The sequence below is a fragment of the Streptomyces sp. CB02366 genome (assembly GCF_001905905.1).
Lineage (GTDB): Bacteria > Actinomycetota > Actinomycetes > Streptomycetales > Streptomycetaceae > Streptomyces.
In genome coordinates this window covers 137,028-150,391 of record NZ_LIVT01000007.1, presented here as the reverse complement: position 1 = coordinate 150,391, position 13,364 = coordinate 137,028, and the positions used below count along the sequence as shown (strand labels likewise).

The 13,364-nt window shown below is 73.3% G+C and carries 8 protein-coding genes and 1 pseudogene; 4 read left to right on the top strand and 5 right to left on the bottom strand.

The genetic code is table 11. The features are described from left to right. Positions 1-5: 5 nt before the first annotated feature. On the bottom strand, positions 6-527 hold the full coding sequence (locus AMK24_RS35450; RefSeq protein WP_443333913.1) for an SDR family NAD(P)-dependent oxidoreductase: 522 nt from the start codon (positions 525-527) through the stop codon (positions 6-8). A gap of 163 nt (positions 528-690) precedes the next feature. On the opposite strand from AMK24_RS35450, the gene AMK24_RS21580 reads away from it, so the two are divergent. Continuing rightward, entirely contained in the window at positions 691-3,981 is a 3,291-nt protein-coding gene (locus tag AMK24_RS21580; protein ID WP_073770466.1) for a BTAD domain-containing putative transcriptional regulator, read from the top strand. Positions 3,982-4,196: 215 nt separating this feature from the next. On the opposite strand, the gene AMK24_RS21575 is transcribed toward AMK24_RS21580, so the two are convergent. After that, positions 4,197-4,619, bottom strand: a complete 423-nt coding sequence (locus AMK24_RS21575) for a secondary thiamine-phosphate synthase enzyme YjbQ (RefSeq protein ID WP_073770465.1) — start codon at positions 4,617-4,619, stop codon at positions 4,197-4,199. Positions 4,620-4,814: 195 nt separating this feature from the next. Between AMK24_RS21575 and AMK24_RS21570 the strand changes: the two genes are divergently transcribed. After that, on the top strand, positions 4,815-5,939 hold the full coding sequence (locus AMK24_RS21570) for an NAD(P)-binding domain-containing protein (RefSeq protein ID WP_073770464.1): 1,125 nt from the start codon (positions 4,815-4,817) through the stop codon (positions 5,937-5,939). Between the two features lie 70 nt (positions 5,940-6,009). Here AMK24_RS21570 and mltG read toward each other — a convergent pair whose 3' ends face one another. The 3 genes and pseudogenes from mltG to AMK24_RS21555 form a co-directional block, all read right to left on the bottom strand. Then, positions 6,010-6,870 (bottom strand): endolytic transglycosylase MltG, encoded by an 861-nt coding sequence (gene mltG / locus AMK24_RS21565; protein WP_073770463.1) that lies wholly within the window; start codon positions 6,868-6,870, stop codon positions 6,010-6,012. 462 nt (positions 6,871-7,332) lie between these two features. Then, positions 7,333-7,512 (bottom strand): annotated as a pseudogene (locus AMK24_RS21560) (hypothetical protein); the annotation flags it as partial. Positions 7,513-7,607: 95 nt separating this feature from the next. Further along, positions 7,608-9,425 carry an ABC transporter ATP-binding protein gene (locus AMK24_RS21555; protein WP_073770462.1) on the bottom strand — a complete coding sequence of 606 codons (1,818 nt, stop codon included), beginning with the start codon at positions 9,423-9,425 and terminating at the stop codon, positions 7,608-7,610. A 166-nt stretch (positions 9,426-9,591) separates the two neighbouring features. Here AMK24_RS21555 and AMK24_RS21550 point away from each other — a divergent pair, with 166 nt between their 5' ends. Together AMK24_RS21550 and AMK24_RS21545 are read left to right on the top strand one after the other, a co-directional pair. After that, a complete protein-coding gene (locus AMK24_RS21550; RefSeq protein ID WP_199876476.1) occupies positions 9,592-10,122 on the top strand; it encodes a MarR family winged helix-turn-helix transcriptional regulator in 531 nt (176 codons plus the stop codon). 61 nt (positions 10,123-10,183) lie between these two features. Then, positions 10,184-13,138 carry an FAD-binding and (Fe-S)-binding domain-containing protein gene (locus AMK24_RS21545; RefSeq protein WP_073770461.1) on the top strand — a complete coding sequence of 985 codons (2,955 nt, stop codon included), beginning with the start codon at positions 10,184-10,186 and terminating at the stop codon, positions 13,136-13,138. Positions 13,139-13,364: the final 226 nt, after the last annotated feature.

The following is a 13,364-nucleotide window of genomic DNA, read 5'->3' as shown; positions in this document are numbered from 1 at the left end:
ATGCCTCAGGACCGCTCCCGGGGGGTGCCGGGACCGCTCACGGGCGGCCTGGGCCACCGTCGACGGGGAGCCGCGCACCGGTGGTGAACGTCGCCTCCGCGGCCAGGAAAAGCGCGGCGCGGGCCACCTCTTCGGCGGCGCCGAGACGTCCCAGCGGAGGCAGGGGTACGGCGCCGGGGCACGGGGTCGGTGCGGGTCAGCACGACGGCGCCGCCGTCCCGGAGGTGCGGCAGCAGCGGTCGGGTGGGAGGAACGGCGTCGGCGAAGAGCAGATCGACACCGGTCTCCCCTTCTGGCCCGTCGAATCCCCCGAGGCTGTCGATCCCTTCGAGCAGGCCCACGATCGAGGACGGGGAGACGACACGGGCGACGGAGCCGAGTTCACCGACCGCGTGGGCGCGCTCCTCCTCGGTGCGGGCGGTCAGCAGGACGCTCGCTCCGCCCTCCACGAGTCGCTCGGCGATGGCCGGGCCGATACCGGTGGACTCACCGACGACCAGAGCCTTCCGGCGCGCGTACTTGGTCATGGTCTGCCGCTCCTCCCGCTCCCCCGGTCGGTACGACCCTGCACCCGGCCGCTTCGGAGAACCTTCGGGAAACCTTCGGGCGGCCTTCGTGGTCGGCCGGCGCCCGGAGTGGCGGTGCTCGGCGCCCGGGGCGCGGGTTTCCCGGGCCTGTACGGTGGCGCCCATGCGGTTGGGGGTACTCGGGCCACTGGTGGTGTGGGACGGCGAAGGGCGAGAGGTGAGGGTCCCGGAGGCAAAGGTCCGGGCCCTGCTGGCGGATCTGCTCGCGAACGACGGAGGACCGGTCTCCGCCGACCGGCTCATCCACGACCTGTGGGCCGACGCGCCCCCGGCCAACCCGGCGGGCGCTCTCCAGGCCAAGGTCTCGCAGCTGCGCAGGGCCATCGGCCGCGATCGCGTGGTGCGCCAGCCTCCGGGTTACCGGCTGCGGTTCGACGGCACCGACGACGAGACGGACGCCGTACGCTTCCGGGCCCTGGTGACCCGGGCCCGTCCCGTCGGGGATCCGCGCGTCCGGGCGAAGCTGCTGACGGAGGCCCTGGAGCTGTGGCGGGGCCCGGCGTACGCGGACTTCGCCGACGCCTCTTTCGTACAGCCGGCGGCCGAGCGCCTCGCGGAGCAGCGCCTCACCGTCCTGGAGGACCAGGCCCATGCCCGCCTGGAGACGGGCGACCACACGCTCCTGGCCGGAGAGCTGGCCGGCCTCGTCGCGCTGCACCCGCTACGGGAGCGCCTGCACGCACTGCGCATGAAGGCCCTGTACGCGACGGGCCGCCAGAGCGAGGCTTTGGCGTCGTACGAGTCCCTGCGCACGCGCCTGGCCGAGGAGCTGGGCGTCGACCCCAGTCCCGAACTGGCCACGTTGCACAGAGCGATGCTGAGGCAGGAACCGGGGCTGAGCGCGGGCGCTTACGAAGGGGAGGACGGCCTGCGGGTTCCGGCGCACGGCTCAACGGGCACAGCGACGCTCACGCTCACCACCACAACGCCCCACTCGAACCTCCCCACCCCTCTGACCCGCCTCCTAGGCCGGGGCGAAGCTCTCACCGACCTGGCCCAGCTCCTCTCCGCGACACGCCTGGTGACCCTCACAGGCCCCGGCGGCGTGGGCAAGACGCGGCTCGCCGTGGCGGCGGCCGCCGCCGAGCAGGACGGCGCGCGGGCGGGCGAACTGACCGACGGGACCTGGCTGGTGGAGTTCTCCGGCATCCGCTCCGGCACTCCCGCCGACCTCGCCCAGGTCGTCGCCGCCACACTCGGCATCCGCGACGACGCACCGCGCGCACTCCCCGGCTCCGGCACCTCCACGCCCTCCCTCCCGCACCGCCTCGCCGCCGCACTGCGCAACCGCCGCGCCCTGCTCGTCCTGGACAACTGCGAGCACGTCGTCGACTCCGCCGCAGCACTCACCGAACTCCTCCTGCTCACCGCCCCGGGCCTGCGGGTCCTCGCCACCGGCCAGGAGCCACTCGGCCTGGCGGGCGAGGCGACGTTCCTCGTCGAACCGCTGCAACCGGCGGACGCGGTGGAGCTGTTCATGGAACGGGCAGCCGCATCCGCACCCGGCTTCCCGCGCGCCCCGGACGCGCCCGAGGAGCCCGAGCGCCGGGCCGTGGCCGAGATCTGCCACCGCCTGGACGGCATCCCGCTCGCGTTGGAGCTCGCCGCCACCCGTGTAAGGGCCCTTGGAGTAAGGGAGTTGGCGGCGAGGCTCAACGATCGCTTCCGGGTCCTGACCTTCGGGCAGCGCGGCGCGCCGGCCCGCCACCAGACGTTGCGAGCGGTGATCGACTGGAGCTGGGAGCTGCTCAGCGCGCCCGAACGCATCGTCCTGCGCCGCCTCGCCGTCCACAGCGACGGCTGCGACCTGGCGGGCGCCGAAGCGGTCTGCGCCGGGGACGGCGTTGCGCGGGACGAGGTGGCGGACCTGATCACGCGGCTGGTCGACCGCTCCCTGGTGGTCGTGGCGCCCGGACCGACCGGCCCTCGCTACCGGCTCCTGGAGTCCGTCGCCGCGTACGCGACCGAGCGGCTCCACGAGATGGAGGACCTCGCCGCCGTGGGGGACCGCCATCTCGTGTACTACCGGATCCTGGCCGAAGAAGCCGAGCCGCAGCTGCGCGGCGCCGGGCAGCGGCCCTGGCTGGCCCGGTTGGACGCGGAGACCGGCAACCTCCGTACCGCGCTCGACGAGGCAGTCCGCAGGGCGGGCGCGGAGCCGGACGAGGCGGTCAGGCTGGCCACCGCGCTGGCCTGGTGGTGGCTGCTGCGCGGCCGCCTGAACGAGGCCCGCCGCAGCCTGGCCGCAGTGCTGGCCGCGACGGACGGCTCACCTGAACTCGTGCTCCTGCACGCGGCGTTCGCGCTCCTCACCGGCGACCCGGAAGCCGCTGCGGCCGACACGGCGGACGGCCGCGCCACCACCTCCGCGTCCGAGGCCGTCCCCGACCCCGTGCGCCGGGCTCGCGCGCTCTGGCTCTGCGCGTACGGCCTGTTCAGCGCGGGTGACGCGACCGGCAGCGCCGAGCTGAACACTCGCGCACTCACCTTGTTCAGCACCGCCGACGACCCGTGGGGCATCGCCGCCGCACTGGGCCTGCGCGCCGCGCTGGCGCTGGTCAGCGGCGACCTCGCCGGCCTCTGCCGGGACGGCAGCCGCAGTGCGCGCATTTTCCGCGAACTTGGCGACCCGTGGGGCGAGTTGCAGACGGTCTCGCCGCTCGCCGCGCTCGCGGAGATCAAGGGAGCTTACGAGGACGCCGAGCGCCGCCAGCACGAAGGGCTCGTCATGGCAAGCGAGTTGGGCCTGCAGGCGGAGGTGTCGGCGCGGCTCTCCGGCCTCGGCCGGCTGGCGCTGCTGGCCCGTGACTTCGAGCGCGCCCGCGACCTCCACGGACAGGCGCGCCGCATCGCCGCCGAACAGGGCTACAAGTACGGCGAGATCCACTCCGTGATGGGCCTGGCCCTCGGCGCCCGCCGCTCGGGTGACCTCGACGCGGCCGAGGCCCACCTGCTGCACCTCCGCGACGGCTACGCAGACGTCTCCTCCCAGGCGGGCGACCACCTCCTCCTGGCCGAACTCGGCTTCGTCGCCGAGCTACGCGGCGACGCACACGCGGCGGAGGCCCACCATCTCGCCGGCCTGGAGATCGCCCGGACCCTGGGCGAACCCCGAGCCCTGGCCCTCTCCCTGGAAGGCCTCGCCGGCGCGTCCGTCCTCTCGGCCCACACCTCCACCGCCACCCGATCGGCCATCCTCCTGGGCGCGGCAGCGGCAGCCCGCCGACGCGCCGGAGCCCCGCTGCCTCCCGCCGAACGCACCGACGTCGACCGCATCACGACGGCGACCCGAGCCGCCCTGGGCCCGGCCGCGTTCCGGGAGGCGTACGAGCAAGGCACCGGGTGGGAACCGGAGGAGGCGGTCCAGGCGACCCGTACCGGCACGGAAGGCTGACGGCAGGACACCTCCTACCGGCCACCGAGCGGGTGGATCCGGTCCGGCAGACAGCCAGGCAGACCTCGACGCTCGCCCCCGGAGAGGTCGCGGCCGAGGGCGGCACGCGGTCCCTTCTTCCACAGCTCCAGGTGGAGACGGGGGATGCCGACCGTGCGGGGCTGCGTCCCTACCGTTACCGGAAACCGGCGGCGCACCCCCCTGAACGATCTCGGTCAGCCGAAAAAACTCAGACGGACCCGGCGCTCCGGATTGTCCCGGTTCGTATCCACCAGGCAGACCGACTGCCAGGTACCCAGTTCCAACCGGCCGGCGATGACCGGAAGGGTGGCGTGGGGCGGCACCAGGGCGGGGAGTACGTGGTCCCGGCCGTGACCGGGGCTTCCGTGGCGGTGTTGCCAGCGGTCGTCGGCGGGGAGCAGGTGGTGGAGGGCGGAGAGGAGGTCCTCGTCGCTTCCCGCGCCGGTCTCCAGGATGGCGACGCCGGCCGTGGCGTGGGGGACGAAGACGTTGAGGAGGCCGTCGCGGCCCGGGGCGACGCGAGTCAGGAACTCCTCGCAGGCGCGGGTCAGGTCGGTGACGCTCTCGCTCGTCCCTGTGGTGAGGGTCAGGACCGTGGTGCTGAAGGAATCGGACATGCCTCCATCCTCACCCCTCGCACGCGGCATGACGCGTCCACGCTCCGCGAGACCGCCGTCCGTGTCTTGACGTCTTGACGTCTTGACCGGATGACTGCGTTCAGCGCCGTGTTCCGATCAGCTCCGCTCACTCCGAGCGGTACCGCTCGTCGGGCGGCCGGGAAGATCCCGGCCGCCCGACGAGTTAGTAGAAACGTGAACGTTTCTGGGGTGCGCGAGCTGGACGTGGTCGTGGTCGGCGCGGGTCAGGCGGGGTTGTCCGCCGCCTACCACCTGCGCCGCGCCGGGTTGGAACCGGGCGCCGGCTTCGTCGTGCTGGACCACGCGCCCCGGCCGGGCGGCGCGTGGCAGTTCCGCTGGCCCTCGCTGACGTACGGCAAGGTCCACGGGATGCACGCTCTGCCCGGCATGGAGCTGACCGGCGCCGACCCCGACCGGCCCTCCTCTGAGGTGATCGGCGCGTACTTCGCCGCGTACGAGGAGCGCTTCGGCCTGAGGGTCCACCGGCCCGTGGAGGTCGGCGCCGTACGGGAGGGCAGCGGAGGGCGACTGCTGGTGGAGACCTCGGAGGGGGTGTACGCCCCGCGTGCCCTGATCAACGCGACCGGCACCTGGGACCGTCCGTTCTGGCCGCGCTACCCCGGCCAGGAGGCCTTCCGGGGGCGGCAGTTGCACACGGTGGACTACCCGGGCCCCGAGGAGTTCGCGGGACGACGCGTCATCGTGGTCGGGGGCGGTGCTTCCGGTACGCAGCACCTGATGGAGATCGCCGGGTTCGCGGCCGAGACCTTCTGGGTGACCCGCAGCGAACCGGTCTTCCGGGAGGGGCCGTTCACCGAGGAGTGGGGGCGGGCGGCCGTGGCGATGGTGGAGGAGCGGGTACGCAAGGGGCTGCCGCCGCGGAGCGTGGTCAGTGTGACCGGGCTGCCGGCGACCGAAGCGGTGCGCCGGGCCGGGGAGCAGGGGGTGCTGGACCGGCTGCCGATGTTCGACCGGATCACGCCGACCGGTGCGGTCTGGGACGACGGCCGGGCCGTGGAGGCGGACGTGATCCTGTGGGCGACCGGTTTCCGGCCCGCCGTGGACCATCTCGCGCCGCTCAGGTTGCGCGAGCCGGGTGGCGGTATCCGGGTCGAGGAGACCCGTGCCGTACGCGACCGGCGCGTCCATCTCGTCGGGTACGGCCCCTCCGCCAGCACCATCGGCGCCAACCGCGCGGGCCGCACGGCCGTCCGGTCCGTGATGCGGCTGCTCGCGGAGACCGGCGGTGGACGGCCGGAGCGGATGGCGGGGTCGGCCGCCGCGACGACGGCTCCGTGAGGCTGAGCCTCGCCGCCCGGGAGGGGGCCCGGGGCGGGAGCCCGGGGCGGGCCGGTCCCGCTGGAGTCCGTCAGCTTTCGGCCCCGGCGCCCCGGCCTCGGTTGAACTCCTCCACGTTCCTCTGCTGTTCGGCGTAGTCGTCGGTGAACCGGGTGTCGCCGGGGCCGACCGTGACGAAGTACAGCCACGGCCCGGGCGTGGGGCTGACCGCCGCGCGCAGCGCCTCCTCCCCCGGGTTGCCGATGGGGGTCGGCGGCAGGCCCTTGACCCGGTAGCTGTTGTACGGGCTGTCCAGCCGGGTGTCGGCGGTCGTCGTGTCCAGGGTGGAGCGCTTCAGGGCGTAGTTGATGGTGGAGTCCATCTGCAGCGGCATGTCCTTGAGCAGCCGGTTGTAGACGACCCGGGCCACCTTGCCCATGTCGGAGGCGGTGTCGGCCTCGGCCTGGACGATGCTGGCGATGGTGACCGTGTCGTAGACGGAGACGTTGTTGCGCTGGGCCCCCGCCGTGACATGGCCCGCCCCGAAGTGCTTGCGGGCGGTGTCGGCCATGTAGCGCAGCAGGCCGGCGGGCTCGGTCCCCTCGTCGAGCGGATACGTGGCCGGGAAGAGGTAGCCCTCGGGGTTGCCCTCGGCCTGGGGCGGCAGCTTCAGATCCACCGTGGAGGCGGCCTTCCGGGTGCTGCCGGACGTGAGGCCGAGCGCCCGGTCGACGGACGCGTACACCTCCGATGCGCGGCGGCCCTCGGGAATCAGCAGGGTCTTGTGCGGCTGGTCCTTCTCCTTCCGGTGCTCGTCCGGTCCGAGCAGGGCCAGCGGGATCAGTACGGCGGCCGACACGAGGAGGAGCACGCCGACGGCCAGGACGATCTTCCCGCGGCGGGTCGGGCGGAGTCGGCGGCGGGGGCGGGCGTCCGGGGACTCGTTCACCATGCGGGCACGTTAACCCGGGGTACGAGCCGCCGCCGGTAGCCCGGCCACGGCGTCGGGCCGGGCGACACGAACGCCGTAGCGGTCCCTCCGGAACACACGGACACCGGAACATACGAACAGGGGATCGGGTGTTCGCTGGAACGCGTGATCGTCAGCGGATTCATTGCTCGTCACCCGTCCGGGGGGTGATGATTGCGGAGCGCAGTCGACGGGCTGCAGACCGCTACTGCGCAGTCCCACAGATGCACCACGCACAAGGAGAAAGACCAGATGAACTTCCTGACCAACCTGCTGGCCGGCGTCGTCCACTTCGTGGGTTGGCTCGTCTGACCATTGCTCCACCCGGCGCCGCCGCTCCCCGTCCCCGGGAGCGGCGGCGCCGCCGTGTGTGCGGCCGGGGCGGGTGCGGAGCCGTGCGGGCCGGGCGACCGCGGACCGGGACGGGTCTCAGCCGCGGGGCACGGCCGGGGCGGTGAAGTGGGTGAGCCGATGGCGCAGGGCGGGGCCGTCGCCCAGAGCGGCCGGCAGGTCCGGCGGCAGGTCGAAGAAGTGGAGCGACAGGACATCGCCGTGGTCGTTCAGCCCGGCGTCGGCGTCCACGGTCCGGTAGCCGGGGAGTTCCACCCCGAGAAGAGCTCTCATGCGCGGCGATCCTGCCGTAGGCGCGCCGTACCGCCTGCGCCGGGGGCGTTCGCGCCCGGGCCCGGGGGCACAGGGCCCGCCCCCGCCGGGAGCCGTCAGGGGGCCGGCGCGGGGGCGGGGCGGGAGTCGCGGCGGATCAGCGCGGCGTAGCGGCCCTCGCGGGCGAGCAGCTCCTCGTGCGTACCGCGTTCGGCGATCCGGCCGTCCTCCAGGACGACGATCTGGTCCGCGTCGCGGACGGTGGACAGGCGGTGCGCGATGGTGAGCGTGGTCCGTCCGGCGGACAGGGCGTCGATCGCCTCCTGCACGGCCTGTTCCGTGCGGGTGTCGAGCGCGCTGGTGGCCTCGTCGAGGATCAGCACCGGGGGGTCGCGCAGGATGGTGCGGGCGATGGCGAGGCGCTGCTTCTCGCCGCCGGAGAAGCGGTGGCCCCTCTCGCCGACCAGGGTGTCGTAGCCGTCGGGCAGGGAGGCGATGTGGTCGTGGATCTGCGCGGCTCGGGCCGCGGTCTCGATCTCCTCGGCGGTGGCGTCCGGCTTCGCGAAGCGCAGGTTGTCGGCGACCGAGGCGTGGAAGAGGTAGGTCTCCTGGGAGACGACGCCGACCGCTCGGGCCAGGGTGTCGAAGTCCAGGTCGCGGACGTCGACCCCGTCGAGCGTGACGCGGCCGCCGGTGACGTCGTACAGCCGGGGCACGAGGTGACTCAGGGTGGATTTGCCGGAGCCGGTGGAGCCGACGACCGCGAGACCGCTGCCCGCGGGGACGGCCAGGTCGATGCCGGTCAGCGTGGGGCCGTTCTTCTCGTCGTAGCTGAAGTCGACGCCCTCGAAGGCGATCTCGCCGCGGATCTTCTCCAGGCGGACCGGGTGTTCCGGCTCGGTGATGTCCACCGGGAGGTCGAGGTATTCGAAGATGCGCTGGAAAAGGGCGAGGGAGGTCTGCATCTGCACGCCGGTGGAGAGGAGGCTGACCGCCGGGCGGAACAGTCCCTGCTGGAGGGTGACGAAGGCGACCAGGGTGCCGATGGACACGGCGGCGGCCCCGGAGGCGAAGGTGAGTCCGGCCGCCCAGTAGATGAGGGCGGGCATGGCGGCCATGACGATGCCGATCGTGGACATCCGCCAGCGGCCGGCCATGTTGGAGCGCACTTCCAGGTCGACCAGGCGCTCGGACTCCTCGGCGAAGCCCCGGGTGAGGGAGTCGGAGCGCCCCATGGTGCGGCCGAGGAGGATGCCGCTGACCGAGAGGGACTCGGTGACCGTGGCGGCCATGGCGGCCATCTGCTTCTGGCGCTGGGTGGTGATCTTCTTGCGCTCCCGGCCGACCCGGCGGCTGATCGCGACGAAGACCGGCAGCAGGAGCAGCGAGACGACCGTGAGCCGCCAGTCGAGGGCGAGCATGGCGACGACGGTGGCGACGACGGCCGTGAGGTTGGAGACCAGCGAAGTCGCGGTGGAGGTGACCGTCGCCTGCATGCCGCCGATGTCGTTGGCGATGCGGGACTGGACCTCGCCCGTGCGGGTGCGGGTGAAGAAGGCGAGCGACATCCGCTGGAGCCGGTCGTAGACGGCGGTGCGCAGGTCGTGCATGACGCGCTGGCCGACGGTGGTCGAGATCAGGGTCTGGAGCACGCCGAAGACGCTGGTCATCACGGCGGTGAGGATCATGCCGAGCGCGAGCAGCGTCAGCAGGCCCGTCCGCCCCTGCGGGATGGCGGTGTCCAGGATCTCGCGCAGCAGGAACGGGGAGGCGACCGAGACCAGGGAGGACGCGCCGACCAGCAGGCCGACGAGGGCCAGGCGGCCCCGGTAGGGGTGGAAGAGGCGGAGGATGCGGCGCACCTCGCCCGGCTTCCGGTCGGCGACGGGACGGGCGTCGGGCGGGGGCGTCCAGGGGGGCGTGTCGGGTTTCATGGGCTCCTTCGTGGGACGTGTGGCGGGCCCGGCGGAGCCGGTCGGAAAGGCCGGCGCGAAGTCCGGGGGCCGGAGGCGGGACCGGACGGGGCCGGCCCTCGCCTTCGAGAGTCTAGTTCATTGTTACCTCTACTCACAATGAACGAGGTCCTGGTATTGTTCCCGTATGGACGCCCCAGATCCCTCCGGTCCGCCCGGCTCACCGGCCCCCGGGCCGGGCCGCTCCCCCGGCGGCCCCGGCGACGGCGGTGACTCCGGCCCCCCGGACACCGACGGCATGCTCGCCGAGCAGTTGCTGCGCCTGACCCGTCGGCTGCACCGCATCCAGAGCCGCCAGCTGGAGCCGATCGACATCACCCCGGCCCAGTTCCGGTTGCTGCGGACGGTGGCGAGTTACGACGCGTCCCCCCGGATGGCCGACCTCGCCCGGCGGCTGGACGTCGTACCGCGCGCCGTGACGACGCTGGTAGACGCCCTGGAGGCCAGCGGCCGGGTGCGCCGCGCCCCGGACCCCGACAGCCGCCGGGTCGTCCGCGTCGAGATCACCGACGAGGGGCGCGCCACCCTGCGGTCGCTGCGCAGCGCGCGCCGGGCCGCCGCAGAGGAGATCCTGGCTCCGTTGACCGCCGATCAGCGCGAGGTGCTCGGCGGTCTGCTGTCCGCTCTGGTGGACGGGATGCCGGAGCGCCACTGCTGAGCGCCGCACGGGGCCACCGCCACCGCAACCGCCGAGCACCGTACCGAGGGAAGGCGATCACATGCCGCTGCTGGAGCCCGAGCCGGAAGCCCTGCGTCCAGGAACGCCCCGGGAGCCGGCCCCCGACCGGGTCGCCGACGGCAGTGCCGGCGGCACCCCGGAGCCGCTGCGGAGCGAGCTGACGGCCCTGCTCGGCGCGGACAAGGTGCTCTGGAGGATCTCCGACCTCGTGCGGTACGCCTCGGACGCCAGCCCGTACCGCTTCCTCCCCCGGGTCGTCCTGCTCCCCGAGGACCTCGACGACGTCTCCGCGATCCTGTCGTACGCCCACGGCAAGGACCGCGACGTGGTCTTCCGGGCGGCGGGCACCAGTCTCAACGGCCAGGCGCAGGGGGAGGACATCCTCGTCGACGTGCGCCGCCACTGGAGCGGGGTCGAGGTGCTGGACGGCGGGGCGCGGGCCCGCGTCCGCCCGGGGACGACGGTGCTGCGGGCCAACGCCGCCCTCGCCCGGCACGGCAGGCTGCTGGGCCCCGACCCCGCCAGCGCCATCGCCTGCACCGTCGGCGGGGTCGTCGCCAACAACGCCTCCGGCATGACGGCCGGCACCACCCGCAACTCCTACCGGACGCTCGCATCGCTCACCTTCGTACTGCCGAGCGGCACGGTCGTCGACACCGCCGACCCCGCCGCCGACGCGGAGCTGGCCCGTGCCGAGCCGGAGCTGTGCGCGGGGCTGATGGAGGTGAAGGCGGAGATCGAGGCGGACGCGGAGCTGACCGCCCGGATCCGCGCCAAGTACACGATCAAGAACACCAACGGCTACCGCCTGGACGCCTTCCTCGACGGGGCGACCCCGGTGCAGATCCTGCGGGGGCTGATGGTCGGCTCCGAGGGCACCTTCGGTTTCATCGCCGAGACCGTCTTCGACACCCTGCCGCTGGAACGGCACGTCTCCAGCGCCCTGCTGTTCTTCCCCTCCCTCACCGCCGCCGCGACCGCCGTGCCCCAGTTCAACGAGGCGGGGGCCATCGCGGTGGAGCTGATGGACGGCAACACCCTGCGCGCCTCCGTCAGCGTGCCGGGCGTTCCGGCGGACTGGGCGGCGCTGCCCCGGGAGACGACCGCGCTGCTGGTGGAGTTCCGGGCGGCCGACGAGGCGGGCCAGGAGGCGCACGAGCGAGCCGCCGACGCAATCGTGGCCGGTCTGGACCTGGTCCGCCCGGCCGCGTCGGTGACCAACGCGTTCACCCGCGACGCCGGGACGATCGCCGGGTACTGGAAGGCCCGCAAGGCGTTCGTCACCGCGGTCGGCGGATCGCGGCCCTCGGGCACCACCCTGATCACGGAGGACTTCGCGGTGCCGCCCGCGCGGCTGGCGGACGCCTGCGAAGCGCTGCTGGAGCTCCAGTCGCGCCACGGCTTCGACGCCGCCGTGGCCGGTCACGCCGCGCACGGCAACCTCCACTTCCTGCTGGCGTTCGACGCCGCGAAGCCGGACGACGTGGCGCGGTACGACACGTTCATGCAGGAGTTCTGCGCCCTGGTGGTGGACCGGTTCGACGGGTCGCTCAAGGCGGAGCACGCCACCGGCCGCAACATCGCGCCGTTCCTGGAGCGGGAGTGGGGGCCGCGCGCCACCGAACTGATGTGGCGGACGAAGCAGATCATCGATCCGGCCGGAGTGCTCGCGCCGCGCGTCGTTCTGGACCGGGACCCGCGGGCCCATCTGCGGGGACTCAAGACCATTCCGAAGGTGGAGGCGGTCGCCGACCCGTGCATCGAGTGCGGCTTCTGCGAACCGACGTGCCCCAGCAAGGACCTGACGACCACTCCGCGCCAACGAATCGTGCTGCGCCGGGAGATGATGCGCCAGGCCGACGGTTCGCCGGTGGAGTCCGGCCTGCTGGACGCGTACGGCTACGACGCCGTGGACACCTGCGCCGGGGACTCCACCTGCAAACTCGCCTGCCCGGTCGGCATCGACACCGGGGCGATGATGAAGGGCTTCCGGCACCGCAGGCACTCCCCGCGCGAGGAGCGGATCGCCGCGCTGACAGCACGGAACTTCCGTGTGGTGGAGGCGTCCGCCCGGCTCGCCGTCGCCGTCGCCGACACGTTGGGGAAGCGGGTGGGCGACGCCCCGCTCCAAGCGGTGACGCGGCTCGCCCGCAAGGCCGTCCGCCCCGACCTCGTACCGGAGTGGCTGCCGCAGGTCCCGGGGGCGGCGGCCCGGCGGCTGCCGCCCACCTCCCGGGCCGGGGCGAGCGCGGTCTACTACCCGGCCTGCGTCAACCGCATCTTCGCCGGTCCGGACGGCGGTGACGGCGGCCCCGGGCTCTCCCTGGCCGAGGCGGTGGTCGCCGTGTCCGCGCGGGCCGGAAAGCCGGTGTGGATCCCCGAGGACGTCGCGGGGACGTGCTGCGCGACCATCTGGCACTCCAAGGGGTACGACGCCGGCAACAGGATCATGGCGAACCGCATCGTGGAGGCCGCCTGGGGGTGGACGGCCGGCGGGAGGCTGCCGCTGGTCGTGGACGCGTCCTCCTGCACGCTCGGCATCGCCGAGGAGGTGGCGCCCTACCTCACCGAGGACAACCGGGCCCTGCACCGCGAACTGACCGTCGTGGACTCGCTGGTGTGGGCGGCCGAGGAGCTGCTGCCGGAGCTGACGGTGTTCCGGACCGCCGCGTCGGCCGTCGTCCACCCGACGTGCTCGATGGAGCACCTGGGCGACGTGGGGCAGTTGCGTGCGGTGGCGGAGGCGTGCGCCGACGGGGTCGTGGTCCCGGACGACGCCGGGTGCTGCGCCTTCGCGGGCGACCGGGGCATGCTCCACAAGGAGTTGACCGACTCGGCGACCGCCGACGAGGCGGCCGAGGTGGACCGCCGCCCCTACGACGCCTACCTGTCGGCGAACCGGATGTGCGAGATCGGCATGGAGCGGGCCACCGGCCGCCCCTACCGCTCGGCGCTGATCGAGCTGGAGCACGCCACCCGGCCGACCGTCCGGTGATCCCCCGGCGGCAGCCGCCGCCACACCCCGCCGACGTGCACAGATGAGCGCCGGACGGCCCCGATTGGTTGAACCGGTCGGGGCTTTCGGCATGCCGCGAGGAAAGTCCAAGGTTTGAGGACGAGAGTCCAAATTCCTCCCTTGCGCACCATCAGCCTCAGCCTCCAAGGTCCTTACCGAGACCCGGTCCCCACGCCTTCGGCCTACGGGGACCGGACGCGCTCGC

Coding starts and splice junctions, on each gene's coding strand:
- AMK24_RS35450 (WP_443333913.1), bottom strand. CDS start 527: ATGACCAAGTACGCGCGCCGGAAGGCTCTGGTCGTCGGTGAGTCCACC.
- AMK24_RS21580 (WP_073770466.1), top strand. CDS start 691: ATGCGGTTGGGGGTACTCGGGCCACTGGTGGTGTGGGACGGCGAAGGG.
- AMK24_RS21575 (WP_073770465.1), bottom strand. CDS start 4,619: ATGTCCGATTCCTTCAGCACCACGGTCCTGACCCTCACCACAGGGACG.
- mltG (WP_073770463.1), bottom strand. CDS start 6,870: ATGGTGAACGAGTCCCCGGACGCCCGCCCCCGCCGCCGACTCCGCCCG.
- AMK24_RS21555 (WP_073770462.1), bottom strand. CDS start 9,425: ATGAAACCCGACACGCCCCCCTGGACGCCCCCGCCCGACGCCCGTCCC.
- AMK24_RS21550 (WP_199876476.1), top strand. CDS start 9,592: ATGGACGCCCCAGATCCCTCCGGTCCGCCCGGCTCACCGGCCCCCGGG.
- AMK24_RS21545 (WP_073770461.1), top strand. CDS start 10,184: ATGCCGCTGCTGGAGCCCGAGCCGGAAGCCCTGCGTCCAGGAACGCCC.